Origin of the sequence: Glycomyces algeriensis, from assembly GCF_027622855.1 — a bacterium.
Classification (GTDB): domain Bacteria; phylum Actinomycetota; class Actinomycetes; order Mycobacteriales; family Micromonosporaceae; genus Glycomyces; species Glycomyces algeriensis.
The window spans coordinates 1-12,323 of record NZ_JAPZVR010000017.1 but is presented as its reverse complement, the minus strand read 5'-3'; the positions used below and the strand labels follow the sequence as shown (position 1 = coordinate 12,323).

The 12,323-nt window shown below is 70.6% G+C and carries 12 protein-coding genes; 10 read left to right on the top strand and 2 right to left on the bottom strand.

Translation table 11 applies throughout. The annotated features are described in order from the left end of the window. Nucleotides 1-352 precede the first annotated feature (352 nt). Nucleotides 353-1,489 carry a M23 family metallopeptidase gene (locus tag O2L52_RS21510; protein ID WP_270118136.1) on the top strand — a complete coding sequence of 379 codons (1,137 nt, stop codon included), beginning with the start codon at nt 353-355 and terminating at the stop codon, nt 1,487-1,489. Between the two features lie 29 nt (nt 1,490-1,518). On the opposite strand, the gene O2L52_RS21505 is transcribed toward O2L52_RS21510, so the two are convergent. Beyond that, nucleotides 1,519-2,088: a hypothetical protein gene (locus O2L52_RS21505; RefSeq protein ID WP_270118134.1), complete on the bottom strand. Its 570-nt coding sequence runs from the start codon at nt 2,086-2,088 to the stop codon at nt 1,519-1,521. A 161-nt stretch (nt 2,089-2,249) separates the two neighbouring features. Between O2L52_RS21505 and O2L52_RS21500 the strand changes: the two genes are divergently transcribed. The 9 genes from O2L52_RS21500 to O2L52_RS21460 all read left to right on the top strand — a co-directional run bounded on the left by O2L52_RS21500 (nt 2,250) and on the right by O2L52_RS21460 (nt 8,894). After that, nucleotides 2,250-2,801 carry a hypothetical protein gene (locus O2L52_RS21500; protein WP_270118132.1) on the top strand — a complete coding sequence of 184 codons (552 nt, stop codon included), beginning with the start codon at nt 2,250-2,252 and terminating at the stop codon, nt 2,799-2,801. Beyond that, a complete protein-coding gene (locus tag O2L52_RS21495; protein WP_270118130.1) occupies nt 2,798-3,196 on the top strand; it encodes a hypothetical protein in 399 nt (132 codons plus the stop codon). The genes O2L52_RS21500 and O2L52_RS21495 overlap by 4 nt, the downstream gene beginning before the upstream one ends. A gap of 171 nt (nt 3,197-3,367) precedes the next feature. Next, complete coding sequence (locus O2L52_RS21490; RefSeq protein WP_270118129.1) at nt 3,368-3,736, top strand: YciI family protein; 369 nt, start codon at nt 3,368-3,370, stop codon at nt 3,734-3,736. Then, a complete protein-coding gene (locus O2L52_RS21485; RefSeq protein ID WP_270118128.1) occupies nt 3,733-4,929 on the top strand; it encodes an RNA polymerase sigma factor in 1,197 nt (398 codons plus the stop codon). The genes O2L52_RS21490 and O2L52_RS21485 overlap by 4 nt, the downstream gene beginning before the upstream one ends. A gap of 94 nt (nt 4,930-5,023) precedes the next feature. After that, nucleotides 5,024-6,283: a sensor histidine kinase gene (locus O2L52_RS21480; protein ID WP_270118126.1), complete on the top strand. Its 1,260-nt coding sequence runs from the start codon at nt 5,024-5,026 to the stop codon at nt 6,281-6,283. Then, complete coding sequence (locus O2L52_RS21475; RefSeq protein ID WP_270118125.1) at nt 6,271-6,930, top strand: response regulator transcription factor; 660 nt, start codon at nt 6,271-6,273, stop codon at nt 6,928-6,930. The genes O2L52_RS21480 and O2L52_RS21475 overlap by 13 nt, the downstream gene beginning before the upstream one ends. After that, nucleotides 6,927-7,724, top strand: a complete 798-nt coding sequence (locus tag O2L52_RS21470) for a DUF4097 family beta strand repeat-containing protein (RefSeq protein WP_270118124.1) — start codon at nt 6,927-6,929, stop codon at nt 7,722-7,724. The genes O2L52_RS21475 and O2L52_RS21470 overlap by 4 nt, the downstream gene beginning before the upstream one ends. A gap of 196 nt (nt 7,725-7,920) precedes the next feature. Further along, the gene (locus tag O2L52_RS21465) at nt 7,921-8,493 is read left to right on the top strand and encodes a hypothetical protein (RefSeq protein WP_270118123.1); all 573 of its coding nucleotides are present in this window, start codon (nt 7,921-7,923) and stop codon (nt 8,491-8,493) included. 77 nt (nt 8,494-8,570) lie between these two features. Then, nucleotides 8,571-8,894 carry a DUF952 domain-containing protein gene (locus tag O2L52_RS21460; protein WP_270118122.1) on the top strand — a complete coding sequence of 108 codons (324 nt, stop codon included), beginning with the start codon at nt 8,571-8,573 and terminating at the stop codon, nt 8,892-8,894. A gap of 66 nt (nt 8,895-8,960) precedes the next feature. On the opposite strand, the gene O2L52_RS21455 is transcribed toward O2L52_RS21460, so the two are convergent. Further along, a complete protein-coding gene (locus O2L52_RS21455) occupies nt 8,961-12,032 on the bottom strand; it encodes a BTAD domain-containing putative transcriptional regulator (protein WP_270118121.1) in 3,072 nt (1,023 codons plus the stop codon). Between the last annotated feature and the right edge of the window lie 291 nt (nt 12,033-12,323).

The window sequence follows — 12,323 nt, the reverse complement described above, 5'->3', positions numbered from 1 at the left end:
GGAAACAGGTCGAACCTGCAAAGGGTTCGGCCTGTTTTGTTGTGCAGGTCTGGTGGGGCCTTTGGGTTTGCCGGCGGGCTAGCAGTCGCGGGTGAGTGCTCTGAGGAGTGCGCCGGTTGCCGCGGCCGAGTGGCGGCGAGGGGCCGACCCCGTCCCGGCATCGCTGGAACGGCGCGGGCGTGCCGTGGGCCTCGTGCCGGGTGTTCGCCAAGGATAAGTCCCGCTATGGACGCGGGATACTCGCCGAAGCCCTAAAATCTGAGGTTGACTCGGACTATGTCGGAATGCGGATGCACTCGGTTCGGACCCGCGTCGTAGCGTCAGTACGAGCAGCTTCGGAGGCGCGAGATCCTTGAACGCCTCGCTTCGCAACCTCGTCATGACGATGCTTCCCGCCGCGGCGGGAGCCTTGGTCGTGCTGGTCCTGGCGGTCGTCGGCGGACCGGTCTCGCCCCGGACGGGAACGTCCTGGCTGAACAGCGGCACCGCGACCGCGGGCGGCGGTGAGTACGCATGCACTGTCGCCGACCCCGGCGCTCTGCGCTCGGCCGTCTTCGGCACCTCCGGATGGGAGGAGGCCCAGATCGACAACGCCACCATCGTCTATCTCGCCGCCGCCGACCGCGGGCTCGGCGACCAGGCGGCGATCGCGGGTCTCATCACCGCCTATCAGGAATCGCGACTGCTCAACTACGCGAACTTCAACGTCGAGGAGAGTCTCGAATACGACCACGACAGGATTGGCGACGACCAAGACGACCTCGGAATCTTTCAGAGGTCGCCGAGTTCGGGTTGGGGTTCGGTCAGTGACCTGATGGATCCCGAAGATGCCGCTCGTGCGTTCTATGACGAGCTCGTCGCCGTCGACGGCTGGGAGCACATGACGCCCGCCGAGGCCGCTCGGGCCGTGCCGGGCTCGGCCTCCCCCGACGCCTACCCCCGGTGGGAGGCCTATGCGGAGAGCGCCGTCGGCCACTTCACCGACCACACCCGCTGCGTCCCGGTCGGCGACGAATGGGCTTGGACCCACCCGGTTCCCACCGGGGACTTCTGGGGCGGGTTCAGGACCGCCGGCCGGCCCGGGCACGACGGCGTCGACATCGGCGCCGAGGACGGCGGCAAGGGCGCCGAGATCGTCGCCGCCAGCGCCGGTGTGGTCGCGCGCGTCCGGTGCGATGCCCAACTGGGGGAACAGGACTACTCGTGCGATGTCGACGGCGCGGCGGAGGTGTCGGGGTGCGGCTGGTACGTGGACGTCGAGCACCCTGACGATGCGGTGACCCGCTACTGCCACATGATGAGCCGGCCGCTGGTAGCCGTGGGCGACGTGGTGCTGCCCGGGGAGGTCATCGGATACCTCGGGAGTTCGGGGAACTCCGGCGCCCCGCATCTGCATTTCGAGACGCACGTCGGCAGCGCGCCCGCCACTTCGGCGAATGCGGTGTCGCCGGTCGAATTCATGGCCGAGCGAGGTGTGAGCATCGAGTAGCGGCGCTCGCCGTCGCCGGGGCGTCGTCCTCAGAATTCGATCGCAGCAGCGGTCTTGATCAGGACGAACACCGCCGCGGCGATCGCGGCAGCGACGAACATGCGTCCGAGGTTGCTCCTGCCTGAGCGGTAGGCGATCGCCGCGATTGCCGCCGGCCCGCCCACGAGGCCGACCGATGCCGCGATCTCCTTGAGCGCGCTGGCGGTCGGCGTTCGCGAACCGCAGTACCGCTCGACCTCCGCGGCGCATGAGGCGGCGCCGAAGTGGGCGTCGAAGAACAGTGTCGGACCGGCGCAGAGCCCGATGACCGCGAACAGGACGCAGGCCGGCGCCATCCGGCGGCCGCGCGGCGTCAGTGCCGTCCAAGCGGCCGCGGCGATCAGCGGCCCTCCCAAGAACACCGGGCCGAGCCACAGTGCGTTCCGAGTCGTCAAGGCGTGATTCGAATCGGCGCAGCCCGCCGACGAGTCGGGGGCGACGCACAGCGCCGCCTCAGACATCACCAGCTCGTCCAATGTGCAGATCCAGACGATGCCGAGCGCGAAGACGAAGAGCACCCGGGCGGCAGGGAGCATTCGGGACCTGAGGGGTTCGGCCACATGCGCACCCTACTGGAACCTCGCTTCCCCCCGCAGTTGTGGAACGGCGCCGACAGGCGACGGGTACAGCATGGGCCGACTCGGTTTTCAGGCCGAAATTCGGATGCAGGGCTCTGAAAGCTTCACATGGATCTGACCGTATTAGGAAGTATCGTGATCTTGTGGCTGATCTGTCGGATTCCGAGAAGCGCGTCCTCCAAGCGACCATCGCCCGCCGCCTGGGCGCGCGCTCGGACGCTGCGAAATTGACCTCGGCATATCTGGACGCGATGGCGCACAATGCATTTGCCCGTACCGTGCAATCCGGCCCCGTGCCCACGAGCCTGACTGCGGAGCGCTCGGAGATCCTGATCGAGATCAGTCGACAGCTCGAACGAATCATCGAGGACTACGAGATCCAGGCGCTCTTCAGGGTCACCGCATCCCAGGCGCGCACCCTGCGAACGACACTGCTCGCCGTGCACAGTGACGATGCCGACGAACTCGAGCTGCAGTGGTCGCTCGTTGGAGCGAGCAGTCCCGGCAGGACGAAGGGCGGATCGGTCACCGGGCCGCGCATCACCTTCACCGGCGAAGACCGGAGGGACGCCTTCGTGGAGTACGCCGAGCGCGGCGGCCATGCCGTCGAAGTGATCCACGGCGAGAGCGCATCACCCTGGCAGGTAGTCGTAGGGGACACCTTTCCGGCCGCCCTGTTGCCTACGAGGCCATGACGAGCATCGAGACGGCCGAGGACCTGTTGGCCTTCGTCGGCGGTCCGTCGATCCTCGGTGTGGCGGTGGTGTTGACATGGGTCATTCGAACGCTGAAGGACCGGAACCGGGATGCCTGGAAGGGCTGGCTTGTCCTGGGCGCAGGAGTGCTGCTCCTCATCTGGCTGGCCCTCTTCGTGATCCTGGCGATGCCGACGGTGCTGGCATCGTGGACCGCCCGGGGGAATGTCCAGCCCACGCTGGTGCTGCTGTCCGCGACATGGCTGATCGCCCTCGGGTTGATGGTCGTCGCAATACTGAGGGCAAAGATCGTGGCCCAGTACCTGGTCGACTCGTATCCGCCCGAAGCGGACCCGTGGCTGGTCCGCCGTTTCCGGAGTTGGCTCGCCGACTGAACGCCGGCATCGCACAGCATGCGCGGCCCGCTGTCCGGCGTCGGTGAATTTCGTGGCTCCGTTCTGCGGTTGCCGAGTCGCCGTCGAACCGGGAGTCGACGATTTGCGGCCGCCGGATGTCAAAATCGTGGCGGTGGCTCCGACTCGGGGGGAATCAACAAGGAGGACATCATGAAATTCCTGCTCATCATGAACATCAACCCGACGGTGCTCGCATCGCTGACCGAGGAGGAGCAGGCCGCGATCGGCGCCGGGCACGGCGATCTCATCAAGGAGATCAGCGCCTCCGGCGAGATGATCAGTACGCAGGCGCTCGCCGATCCGTCCGCGAGCGTCACGGTCAAGTCCGTCGACGGGGTGCCGACCGCGACCGACGGCCCGTTCGTGGAGGCCAAGGAGTTCATCGGCGGGTACTACCTCGTCGACGTCGACAGCAAGGAACGCGCCGTCGAGCTGGCGAGGAAGATCCCGGACGCGGGGATTCCCGGACTCGGGATCGAGGTGCGCCAGGTGATGTTCGAGTCCGGGTCGGAGATGTGAGCGATGTGGAGGACGCGCTGCGCGCGGCAGTGCCGCGTGTCCTCGGCGCGTTGACCCGCCGGTACGGTGACTTTGCGGCCTGCGAGGACGCGGTGCAGGACGCCGTACTGGAAGCGAGCGGCGCGTGGCCGGTGGAAGGGCTGCCGGACAATCCGAACGGCTGGCTCTACCGGGTCGCCTCCCGCCGCATGGTCGACCGCATCCGCGGCGACGAGGCGCGGCGGCGCAGGGAGGAGCTCGCCGCGGCGCGGGAGCTCGCCGTCGAGGCGACCGAGCACGATGACACGCTGGTACTGCTGTTCCTGTGCTGCCATCCGGCGCTGACGCCGGCTTCGCAGGTGGCGTTGACGCTGCGGGCGGTCGGCGGCCTGACGACCGCAGAGATCGCACGGGCATTCCTGGTCCCCGAGGCGACGATGGGTCCGCGCATCAGCCGCGCGAAGGCCAGACTCGTCGGAGCGCGCTTCGCCCCGCCACCCGAGGAGGAGCGGTCGCAGCGGATACGCACGGTGCTGCGCGTGCTCTACCTGATCTTCAACGAGGGCTATACCGCCAGCGCGGGGGAGCGGCTGCAGCGCCGCGACCTGGCCGCGGAGGCGATCCGGTTGGCCCGGATGCTGCGCGAGGTGGTGCCCCGGGACGGTGAGGCGGCCGGCCTGCTGGCGCTGATGCTGCTCATCGAGTCCCGCGCGGCGGCCCGAGAATCCCCTGACGGGGCCCTGATCCCGTTGGCGGAGCAGGATCGGTCGCTGTGGAACCGCGACTTGATCGCGGAGGGCACCAGGCTGGTGGAAGACGCGATGCTGTCCTCTGCGCTCGGCCCGTACCAGCTCCAGGCGGCCATTGCGGCCCTGCATGTGGAGGCCTCCGATGCGGCCGACACCGACTGGAAGCAGATCGCGGTGCTGTACCGAATCCTGAATCGGCTCGACCCCGCGCCTATCGTCACACTGAACCGCGCGGTCGCGCTCGGCATGAGCGAAGACCCCCAGGTCGGTCTGGAGCTGTTGCGGCAGTTGGAACCATCACTGGACCGGCATCACCGCTTCCACGCGGTGCGCGGCTTCCTGCTCGACCGCGCGGGCGACCGTGAGGCTGCGCGGGACGCGTTCCTCCTGGCGTCGCGGATGACCGCGAGCCTTCCCGAACAGCGTTTTCTGCGTCGGCGCGCCGAAGACGGCTGCGAAGGCTGAGGCCTTCTCCGCGAACGGGGTGGAGAAAACTTCACCCTGAAATCGGGTCCCAGCGGCAATGCGCCGAGGGTGCGAGCGAACCTACTGTTCAAGCATGGATATTTCAGCGGCGCCGCCGATCCCCTGGCGAAGAGCCCTCCGCGCAGCGGTGCGGGCCTTCTGGGCGGGGTCGACCTGGCGCTCCCTCATGCATCTGGTCACCGGAGCGGTGGTCGGCCTCTTCGGCGGCACCGCTATCTTCGCGCTCGTACTCCTCGGCGTCGGCGGGTTCGTCACCGTCGTGCTCCCGATCGTCGCCGCCGGGACCCTGCTCGTCGTGAGCGCCGGACTCACCGTGGTGCAGCGCAGCCGCCACACCGCGTTCCTCGGAGCGACATGGCCTGAAGGGCCTTTCGCGCAGCCGGTGACGTTCGCCCCGCGGGCGCTGCTGGCACTCGTGCGGAGCCCGCGGACGTGGCGGCAGCTGTCCTACCACCTGATCGCCGGGTGCTACGGCCTCCTGGCGGCCTCGATCGCGATCGCCGCGTGGACCATGGGCCCCGCCATGATCTTCGCGCCGCTGCTAGGCCGCGACACGGGTCTGGAGCTGCGGCACTGGATTCTCTGCGGCATGGGCATCGTCCTGACGATCGCGGCGCCCTGGATCACGCAGGGCCTGGCCGCGCTCGACGGGCTCCTGGCACGGGTCCTGCTGGGCACCAGCCGGACCGAGGCCCTCGAACTGCGGGTGAGCGATCTCGCCGCCAGTCGTACCTCTACTGTGGACGCTGCTGATGCGGAGCGGCGACGCATCGAGCGGGACCTCCACGACGGTGCGCAGCAGCGGCTCACCTCCCTCGCCATGAACCTCGGGATCGCCCGCGCCACCCTCGACGACCTCCCGGAGGGCGGCGCCCGCGCCATCGCGGAGGCCCATGAGGAGGCCAAGCAGGTCCTCACCGACCTCCGTGACCTGGTGCGCGGTCTTCACCCGGCCGTGCTCGAGGACCGCGGCCTGGACGCGGCGCTCTCCGCGGTCGCCGCCCGCTCGCCGATCCCGGTGCGGTTGCGGGTCGACATGGACCGACGCGTCGCCCGCGACGTGGAAGCCGTCGCCTACTTCGTCGTCTCCGAAGCGCTGACCAATGTGGCCCGGCACTCCGAGGCCGAGCACGCAGCGGTCGAAGTGGACCTGGAGGACGGCGAGTTGCGCCTGCGCATCGCCGACGACGGTCGCGGCGGCGCGGACTCCAAGGGCGGCACCGGACTCCAGGGCCTGTCCGACCGGGTCCGCTCGGTCGACGGATCGTTCCGGGTCACCAGCCCCCTCGGGGGCCCCACCGTCATCGAAGTGGAGCTGCCATGCGCGTCGTGATCGCCGAAGACTCGGTCCTGCTGCGGGAGGGCCTGGCCCGTCTCATGGAGGTCGGCGGCATCGAGGTCATCGACACCGTGGGCGACGCCGAAGCGCTCCTGCGCTCGGTCGAGCGCGACCGCCCCGACCTGGTCGTGGCCGACGTGCGGATGCCGCCGGACCAGAGCGACGAGGGCGTGCGCGCCGCACTGGTGCTGCGTCGCCAGTACCCGGACCTCGCGATCCTCATGCTCTCCCAGTACGTCGAGGAGCGGTACGCCGTCGAACTGCTCACCGGGCAGATGCGCGGCATCGGCTACCTGCTCAAAGACCGGGTGGCGGACGTCGCCGAGTTCCTCGACTCGCTGCGGCGCGTCGCGGACGGCGGCACCGCCCTCGACCCCGAGGTGGTCTCCCAGCTCCTGGTGCGCAGCAACGGCAGCGAGCTCGACCGCCTCACCCCGAGGGAGCGGGAGGTCCTGTCGCACATGGCGGAAGGCCGCTCGAACGCCGGGATCGCCGCCGTCCTCGTCCTCAGCGAGGGCGCGGTCAGCAAGCACATCAACGCCATCTTCACCAAGCTCGGGCTCCCGCCCAGCGACAGCGGCAACCGCCGCGTCCTCGCCATTCTCAAGTTCCTGCAAGGCAACACGAAGGACCGGTCATGATCGACACCCCCGAGAAGCAGACCCCCGCCCCGGAGACCGAGACTCAGCGCACCGCCCGCACCGTCTGGTGGATCGTCGGTGCCGCCTGCACCGGCCTGGTGCTCCTGGCAGCCGTGGCATTCGCCGGCGTCTGGATCTGGTCCACCGCCTCTCCCGTGAAGTCCGAGAACCGCAGCGAGACGTACACCGAGACCACCTCGGGCGTCGACGTCACCGTCGAGGTCGGCCAGATCGACCTCAACGCCTCCGCTGACGGCTCGCTCGTCGTCGACACCGAGACCCGCTGGCGCGGTGAGGAACCGAAGCCCGAGGAGTCCTGGAACGGCGACGTCTTCTCCGCCGAGGGCGAATGCGACGAGCGCCTCGTCGTCTTCTGGGACGGCGACGACTGCGAGGTCAACTACACCCTCGCCCTGCCCAGCGGCGCCGCCGCCGAAGCCGAGAGCTCCGTGGGGAACATCGAGATGGACGGCCTCGACGGCGCGATCGACGTCGAGACCAGCGTCGGCGACATCGAGGGCGAGAACCTGCGCGCCACCGAGACCAGGGCCGAGTCGAGCGTCGGCTCCATCCGGCTCGAGTTCGCGGAGGTCCGCGGCGACATCAACGTCATCACCAGCACCGGCAGCGTCGAGATCATCGTTCCCGACGACGGCACCACGTACGACGTGGTATTCGAGTCCGGCGTCGGCACCGAGGACATCGACATCGCCACCGACCCGGGCAGCCGCGCCGACTACGTCATCTCGGTCGACACCAGCGTCGGGGACCTCACCGTCCGCTACGCCGACTGACCCCGATCCTTCTTCCGCCGTCCGCGACCGATTCCCGGTCGCGGACGGCGGCGTCTCCAGAGGCTCAGCGGCACAACGACCTTCACGCTCGTCAGCGGCCTGTCAGTACGGCGTCAGCGTTGGCGGCGAAGGTTCTGGCACGGGCCCGGAGAACGAACGGCCCGGACCGCAGACCCCTCGAACGAAGGAGACTCCCATGTCCGCCGAGCGCATCCGCCCCACCGCCGTCACCATTGCCGCGCTGCTCCACTTCGCGATCGCCCTCGCGTTCGCCTCGATCCCGGTCATCGGGCTGCTCTACGGCGCCGACGTCCAGGCCGCGGCCGAGGCCGAGACCGCCCGGCAGGGCCAGGACCCGGCCCTGCTGGCGGCCAACGGGCTCGCGTTCGACGAGCACGGCGTCGCGATCTGGGCCCCGTTCGCCATCGCCGCCGCCATCGCGCTGGTCGGTGTGATCCTCTTGGCGGGCAAGCGCATCGGGCGCCTCGTCTCGTTCATCGTCCTGCCGCTCGTGCTCGCCGGGAACGCGCTCATCATGGCCAGCAACGCGACCGCCGCCGCCAAGGTGCAGGCCCTCTTCGACGCCTCCGGGGATGCGACCGTGCGGTCACTCGACGCCGCCGCGATCCTCGACGCCGCGTTCGCCGCGTATCCGGACTGGCTCCCGGCCCTCGAAGGGGTCCGCTTCGCGGTGGTCACCGCCGGCTGCGTCCTCGGCGTGGTCCTGCTGGCGCTGCGGCCGGCCCGCGAATACTTCCGCAAGGCATAGAGGCAGGACCGATCGGCCCCGCGCGACGCGGGGGGCCGATCGCCGTGCAGCGCCGGGCCTGGCGGTAGCGTGCGGGCATGACCGAGCTGCTGCACCTGACCGAACCGGGCCTCTGGGAGGCCGCGCTTGCCGCGGGCGTGTACGAGGGGTCGACGCGCGGGAGGACCCTCGCCGAGGAGGGCTTCATCCACTGCTCGCTGCCCGAGCAGCTCGAAGCCGTGGCCGCGCTCGTCTACGGCGACCATCCCGGGCCGCTCGTGGTCCTGGTCATCGACACCGAGCTGGTCGACGTGCCGATCCGCTACGAGGCGCCCGCGCCCGGCGCGCCGGAGTACCCGCACTTGTACGGGCCGTTGCCGACGAGTGCGGTCGTGGAAGTGCGGCCCTGGGCCGCGGCCTGATCCGGGCAGTATGGGATCAGTGCGGCCCGGGCTGCAACTGATCCGGCCGTTGCATGATCCGGCAACTCAGCTTTGCGACGGGTTCGCGAGCAGTAGTTCGACGGCGGCGGCGCGGTCGAGGGTGGCGCCGGCGCCGTAGTGGGCTTCGAACGCGTTGTCGCCCAGTGCTTCACGGGTGCGAGCCAGCGTTCGCAGCGCCGCGTCGTAGCCCCGGCGGTCCTCAGTGCCGAGCAGCGACAGGGCCGCGCCGAGCAGGGTCGCCGCATGGACCGCGTCCCCTTCCGCGAGGGTGACCGCCGCCCGGACGCGGACGGCGACGGCCAGGTTCGGGTCCGCCGCCCCAGCGATGCCCTCGGCCGTCAGTGCATCGAAATGGCGGTGCGCCAGTGCCGCATCGCCGTCGGCGAGCGCGACGATCGCGCGCAGCGCGGCTCCCCAGACCTGGAGGCGCGAGTCCGCCCTGGTGCCGCCGATGGCGTGCTCGGCCGCGGCGAGTTCGGCCAGGCCCTGCTCGCGATCGCCCGCGCTCAGCAGGATCTGGGCCCGGCACCAGCGCACGTACGCGGTGGTGCTCGGGGTGCGTTCGGCGTCGGCCCGGTCCAGGCTGAGACGCATGGGCTCCCAGGCCTGCGCGACCGCCTCGGCACCGCCCAGGAGCGCGCCGCTGCGAGCGGTGAACAGGGCGAGCTCGGCGTAGGTCTCGGCGGCGTCCGCTGCGGTACCGAGTTCGTCGAAGAGGCGCCCGGCCTGCGCGAGGGCGTCCTTGGCCTCGTCGTGGTCGCCTTGGCGTGCAGAGTATTCGGCGCGCATCCGCAGGGCCGAGGCGAGGCCGAAGCGTTCGCCGAGCTTCGCGAACTCCGCCTCGGCCCGAGCGATCTGGTCAAGACCCTCGGCGCCGGTACCGCCTTCGTTGAAGGCGGCTTCGGTGAGGAGGATGACGCCGAGCTCCCAGCCTTCGGCGGTGGCGCGGTCGGCGGAGACGGCCGGGTCGGAGAGGAACGCCGGCGCGATGGCCAGGAGCGAGTGTCCCGCGATCGGGCCGTTCGTGTTGCGGCCCAGCGCGATGCCTTCGGCGATCGACCGCGTCGCCGCTTCGGCGTCGCCGAACTCGAACTGGCCCATGCCGGTGAGCAGCTTGACGGCGGGCACGAGCCGTTCGGGGACTTCGCCGGGAAGCTCCAAGAGCGCCGGGTACCAGTGCTGGAGCTGGGTGCGGAACCCGCGCAAGTGCCAGAACCAGAACAGGGCGGCGATCATGCGAAGGCCGGTCTCCTTGTGCCCGATGGCGACCGAGCGGGCGAGGACGGCGAGGATGTTGTCGTGCTCGGCGTCCAGGCCCGCCATCGCCTCCAACTGGGTGGCCGACCGGATCTCGTCGTCGGCGCGTTCGACCAGGTCGAGACAGTAGTGGGCCATCACGTCCCGTTCGGCCTCGGCCTGGTCGGGCTCGAGTTGCGCCTCGGCGTAGGTGCGGATGGTCTCGAGCATCCGGTACCGCTCACCCATTCGCTCCACTAGGGACTTGTCGACGAGGCCGGCGAGTGCGTCGAGGTCGTCGACCCGGTCGAGGCCGACGCCGCCGGGGTAGACGGACATGCGCATGGCAAGGGCCCGTTCGGCATCGGAGAGCAGCTCCCAACTCCAGGCGATGACGCCTTCGAGCGTGCGGTGACGCTCGGGTGCGGTCCGGTCGGACCCGGCGAGGAGCGCGAACCGGTCGTCCAGGCGTGAGGCGATCTGGGATGCGTCGAGGGCCCGCATGCGGGCGGCGGCGAGCTCGACCGCGAGGGGGAGGCCGTCGAGGCGGCGGCAGATCTCCACGACCGCTTCAGCATTGGTCGCGTCGAGCTTGAAGTCCGGGCGCACGGCGGCTGCCCGTTCGCAGAAGAGCCGTACCGCCGGGCTCGCTTCCGGACGGTCGTCCGAGACCGGCAGCGGCGGGATCGGGAACAGCCGCTCGCCGCCGATCCCGAGGGCTTCGCGGCTGGTGGCCAGGAGGCGCAGGCCGGGGCAGGCGCCGAGCAGCTGCGCGGCGAGGCGCGCGGCGGCGTCGATGCGGTGCTCGCAGTTGTCGAGGATGATGAGCGCGTCCTGGTCCGCGAAGTACTCCTCGAGGCGGGACGCGGCGTCGTGCACGGACGGCTCCAGCAGCCCGGACTCGCGGGCGCCGATGGCGCGCAGGACGGCGGGCGCCACGTCGGAGTCGTCGCCCACGGCGGCGAGCTCGACCAGCCAGATACCTTGGGGCGCAACGTTGGACAGCGTGGCGGCGGCTTCGACCGCCAGCCGGGTCTTGCCGGCTCCGCCGGGACCGGTGACCGTGACCAGGCGGGACGCGGCGACCGCCGTGGCGAGCGCGTCCAGGTCGTCTTCGCGGCCGACGAAACTGGTGAGCTGGGCTTTGAGGTTGGTGCGCTTCTCGGCCCGCGCGGTCGGGGCCGCGCTCTGACGGAGGATCTGCAGGTGGAGGTCGGCGAGCTCGGGGGAGGGGTCGGCGCCGAGCTCGTCGGCGAGGTGTTCGCGGGCGCGTTCGTACGCGTCGAGGGCCTCGGCGGGGCGGCCGGTCGCGTAGAGGGCGCGCATGAGGAGTGCTTGCCAGCGCTCGTCGAGCGGGTTCGCTGCGGCGATGGGTTCGAGTTCGGCCAGTACGTCGGCGCCAGTGGTGATCTCGAGGGCGAGGCGCTCGCGGGTGGTCTCGTTTCGCAGGCGCTCCAGGCGGATCGCCTCGTTCTCGGCGAACCGGAGGTGGCGGAGGTCGGCGAGAGCCGCTCCGCGCCAGAGCGATTCGGCTTCGCGGAGCGCGGTGAGGTCGGCTTGCCTGCGGCCGGTCTCGGAGAGTCGTTCGAACCGCTTCACGTCTACGTCGCCGGGTTCGACGGCGAGGCGGTACCCGGCGGCGCCGCGCGTGAGCCGGTCGGCGCCGATGGCGCGCCGGACCCGGGACACCAAGGCCTGCAGTGCGTTCGCGGAGGGCGCGTCGTCTTCCCAGATCGCGTCGAGCAGGGTGTCGGCGGTGACTTCACGGCCCGGTTCGAGGGCGAGGCGGGCGACGAGCGCGCGCAGGCGTGCGCCGGGGAGCTCGACGGGTTCGTCGTCGCCGTTGCGGATCTCGAACGAACCGAGCAGGTGTACGCGCATGGGAGTAAGTGTGCCCGGCGGGTGCGGAGTGGCGGAAGTGGAGGGCGGCTCAGGATGATCGCCGCTGCGCCTTGCGCCTTGCGCCTTGCGCCTTGCGCCTTGCGCCTTGCGCCTTGCGCCTTGCGCCTTGCGCCTTGCGCCTTGCGCCTTGCGCCTTGCGCCCCGCGCCCCGCGCCCCGCGCCCCGCGCCCCGCGCCCCGCGCCCCGCGCCCCGCGCCCCGCACCCCGCACCCCGCACCCCGCACCCCGCACCCCGCACCCCGCACCCCGCACCCCGCACCCCGCACCCCG

What these genes read in the sequence shown, in the direction of transcription:
- O2L52_RS21495 (WP_270118130.1), top strand. Translation starts at nt 2,798, where the DNA reads ATGACGAGCATCGAGACGGCCGAGGACCTGTTGGCCTTCGTCGGCGGT.
- O2L52_RS21490 (WP_270118129.1), top strand. Translation starts at nt 3,368, where the DNA reads ATGAAATTCCTGCTCATCATGAACATCAACCCGACGGTGCTCGCATCG.
- O2L52_RS21480 (WP_270118126.1), top strand. Translation starts at nt 5,024, where the DNA reads ATGGATATTTCAGCGGCGCCGCCGATCCCCTGGCGAAGAGCCCTCCGC.
- O2L52_RS21475 (WP_270118125.1), top strand. Translation starts at nt 6,271, where the DNA reads ATGCGCGTCGTGATCGCCGAAGACTCGGTCCTGCTGCGGGAGGGCCTG.
- O2L52_RS21470 (WP_270118124.1), top strand. Translation starts at nt 6,927, where the DNA reads ATGATCGACACCCCCGAGAAGCAGACCCCCGCCCCGGAGACCGAGACT.
- O2L52_RS21465 (WP_270118123.1), top strand. Translation starts at nt 7,921, where the DNA reads ATGTCCGCCGAGCGCATCCGCCCCACCGCCGTCACCATTGCCGCGCTG.
- O2L52_RS21460 (WP_270118122.1), top strand. Translation starts at nt 8,571, where the DNA reads ATGACCGAGCTGCTGCACCTGACCGAACCGGGCCTCTGGGAGGCCGCG.
- O2L52_RS21455 (WP_270118121.1), bottom strand. Translation starts at nt 12,032, where the DNA reads ATGCGCGTACACCTGCTCGGTTCGTTCGAGATCCGCAACGGCGACGAC.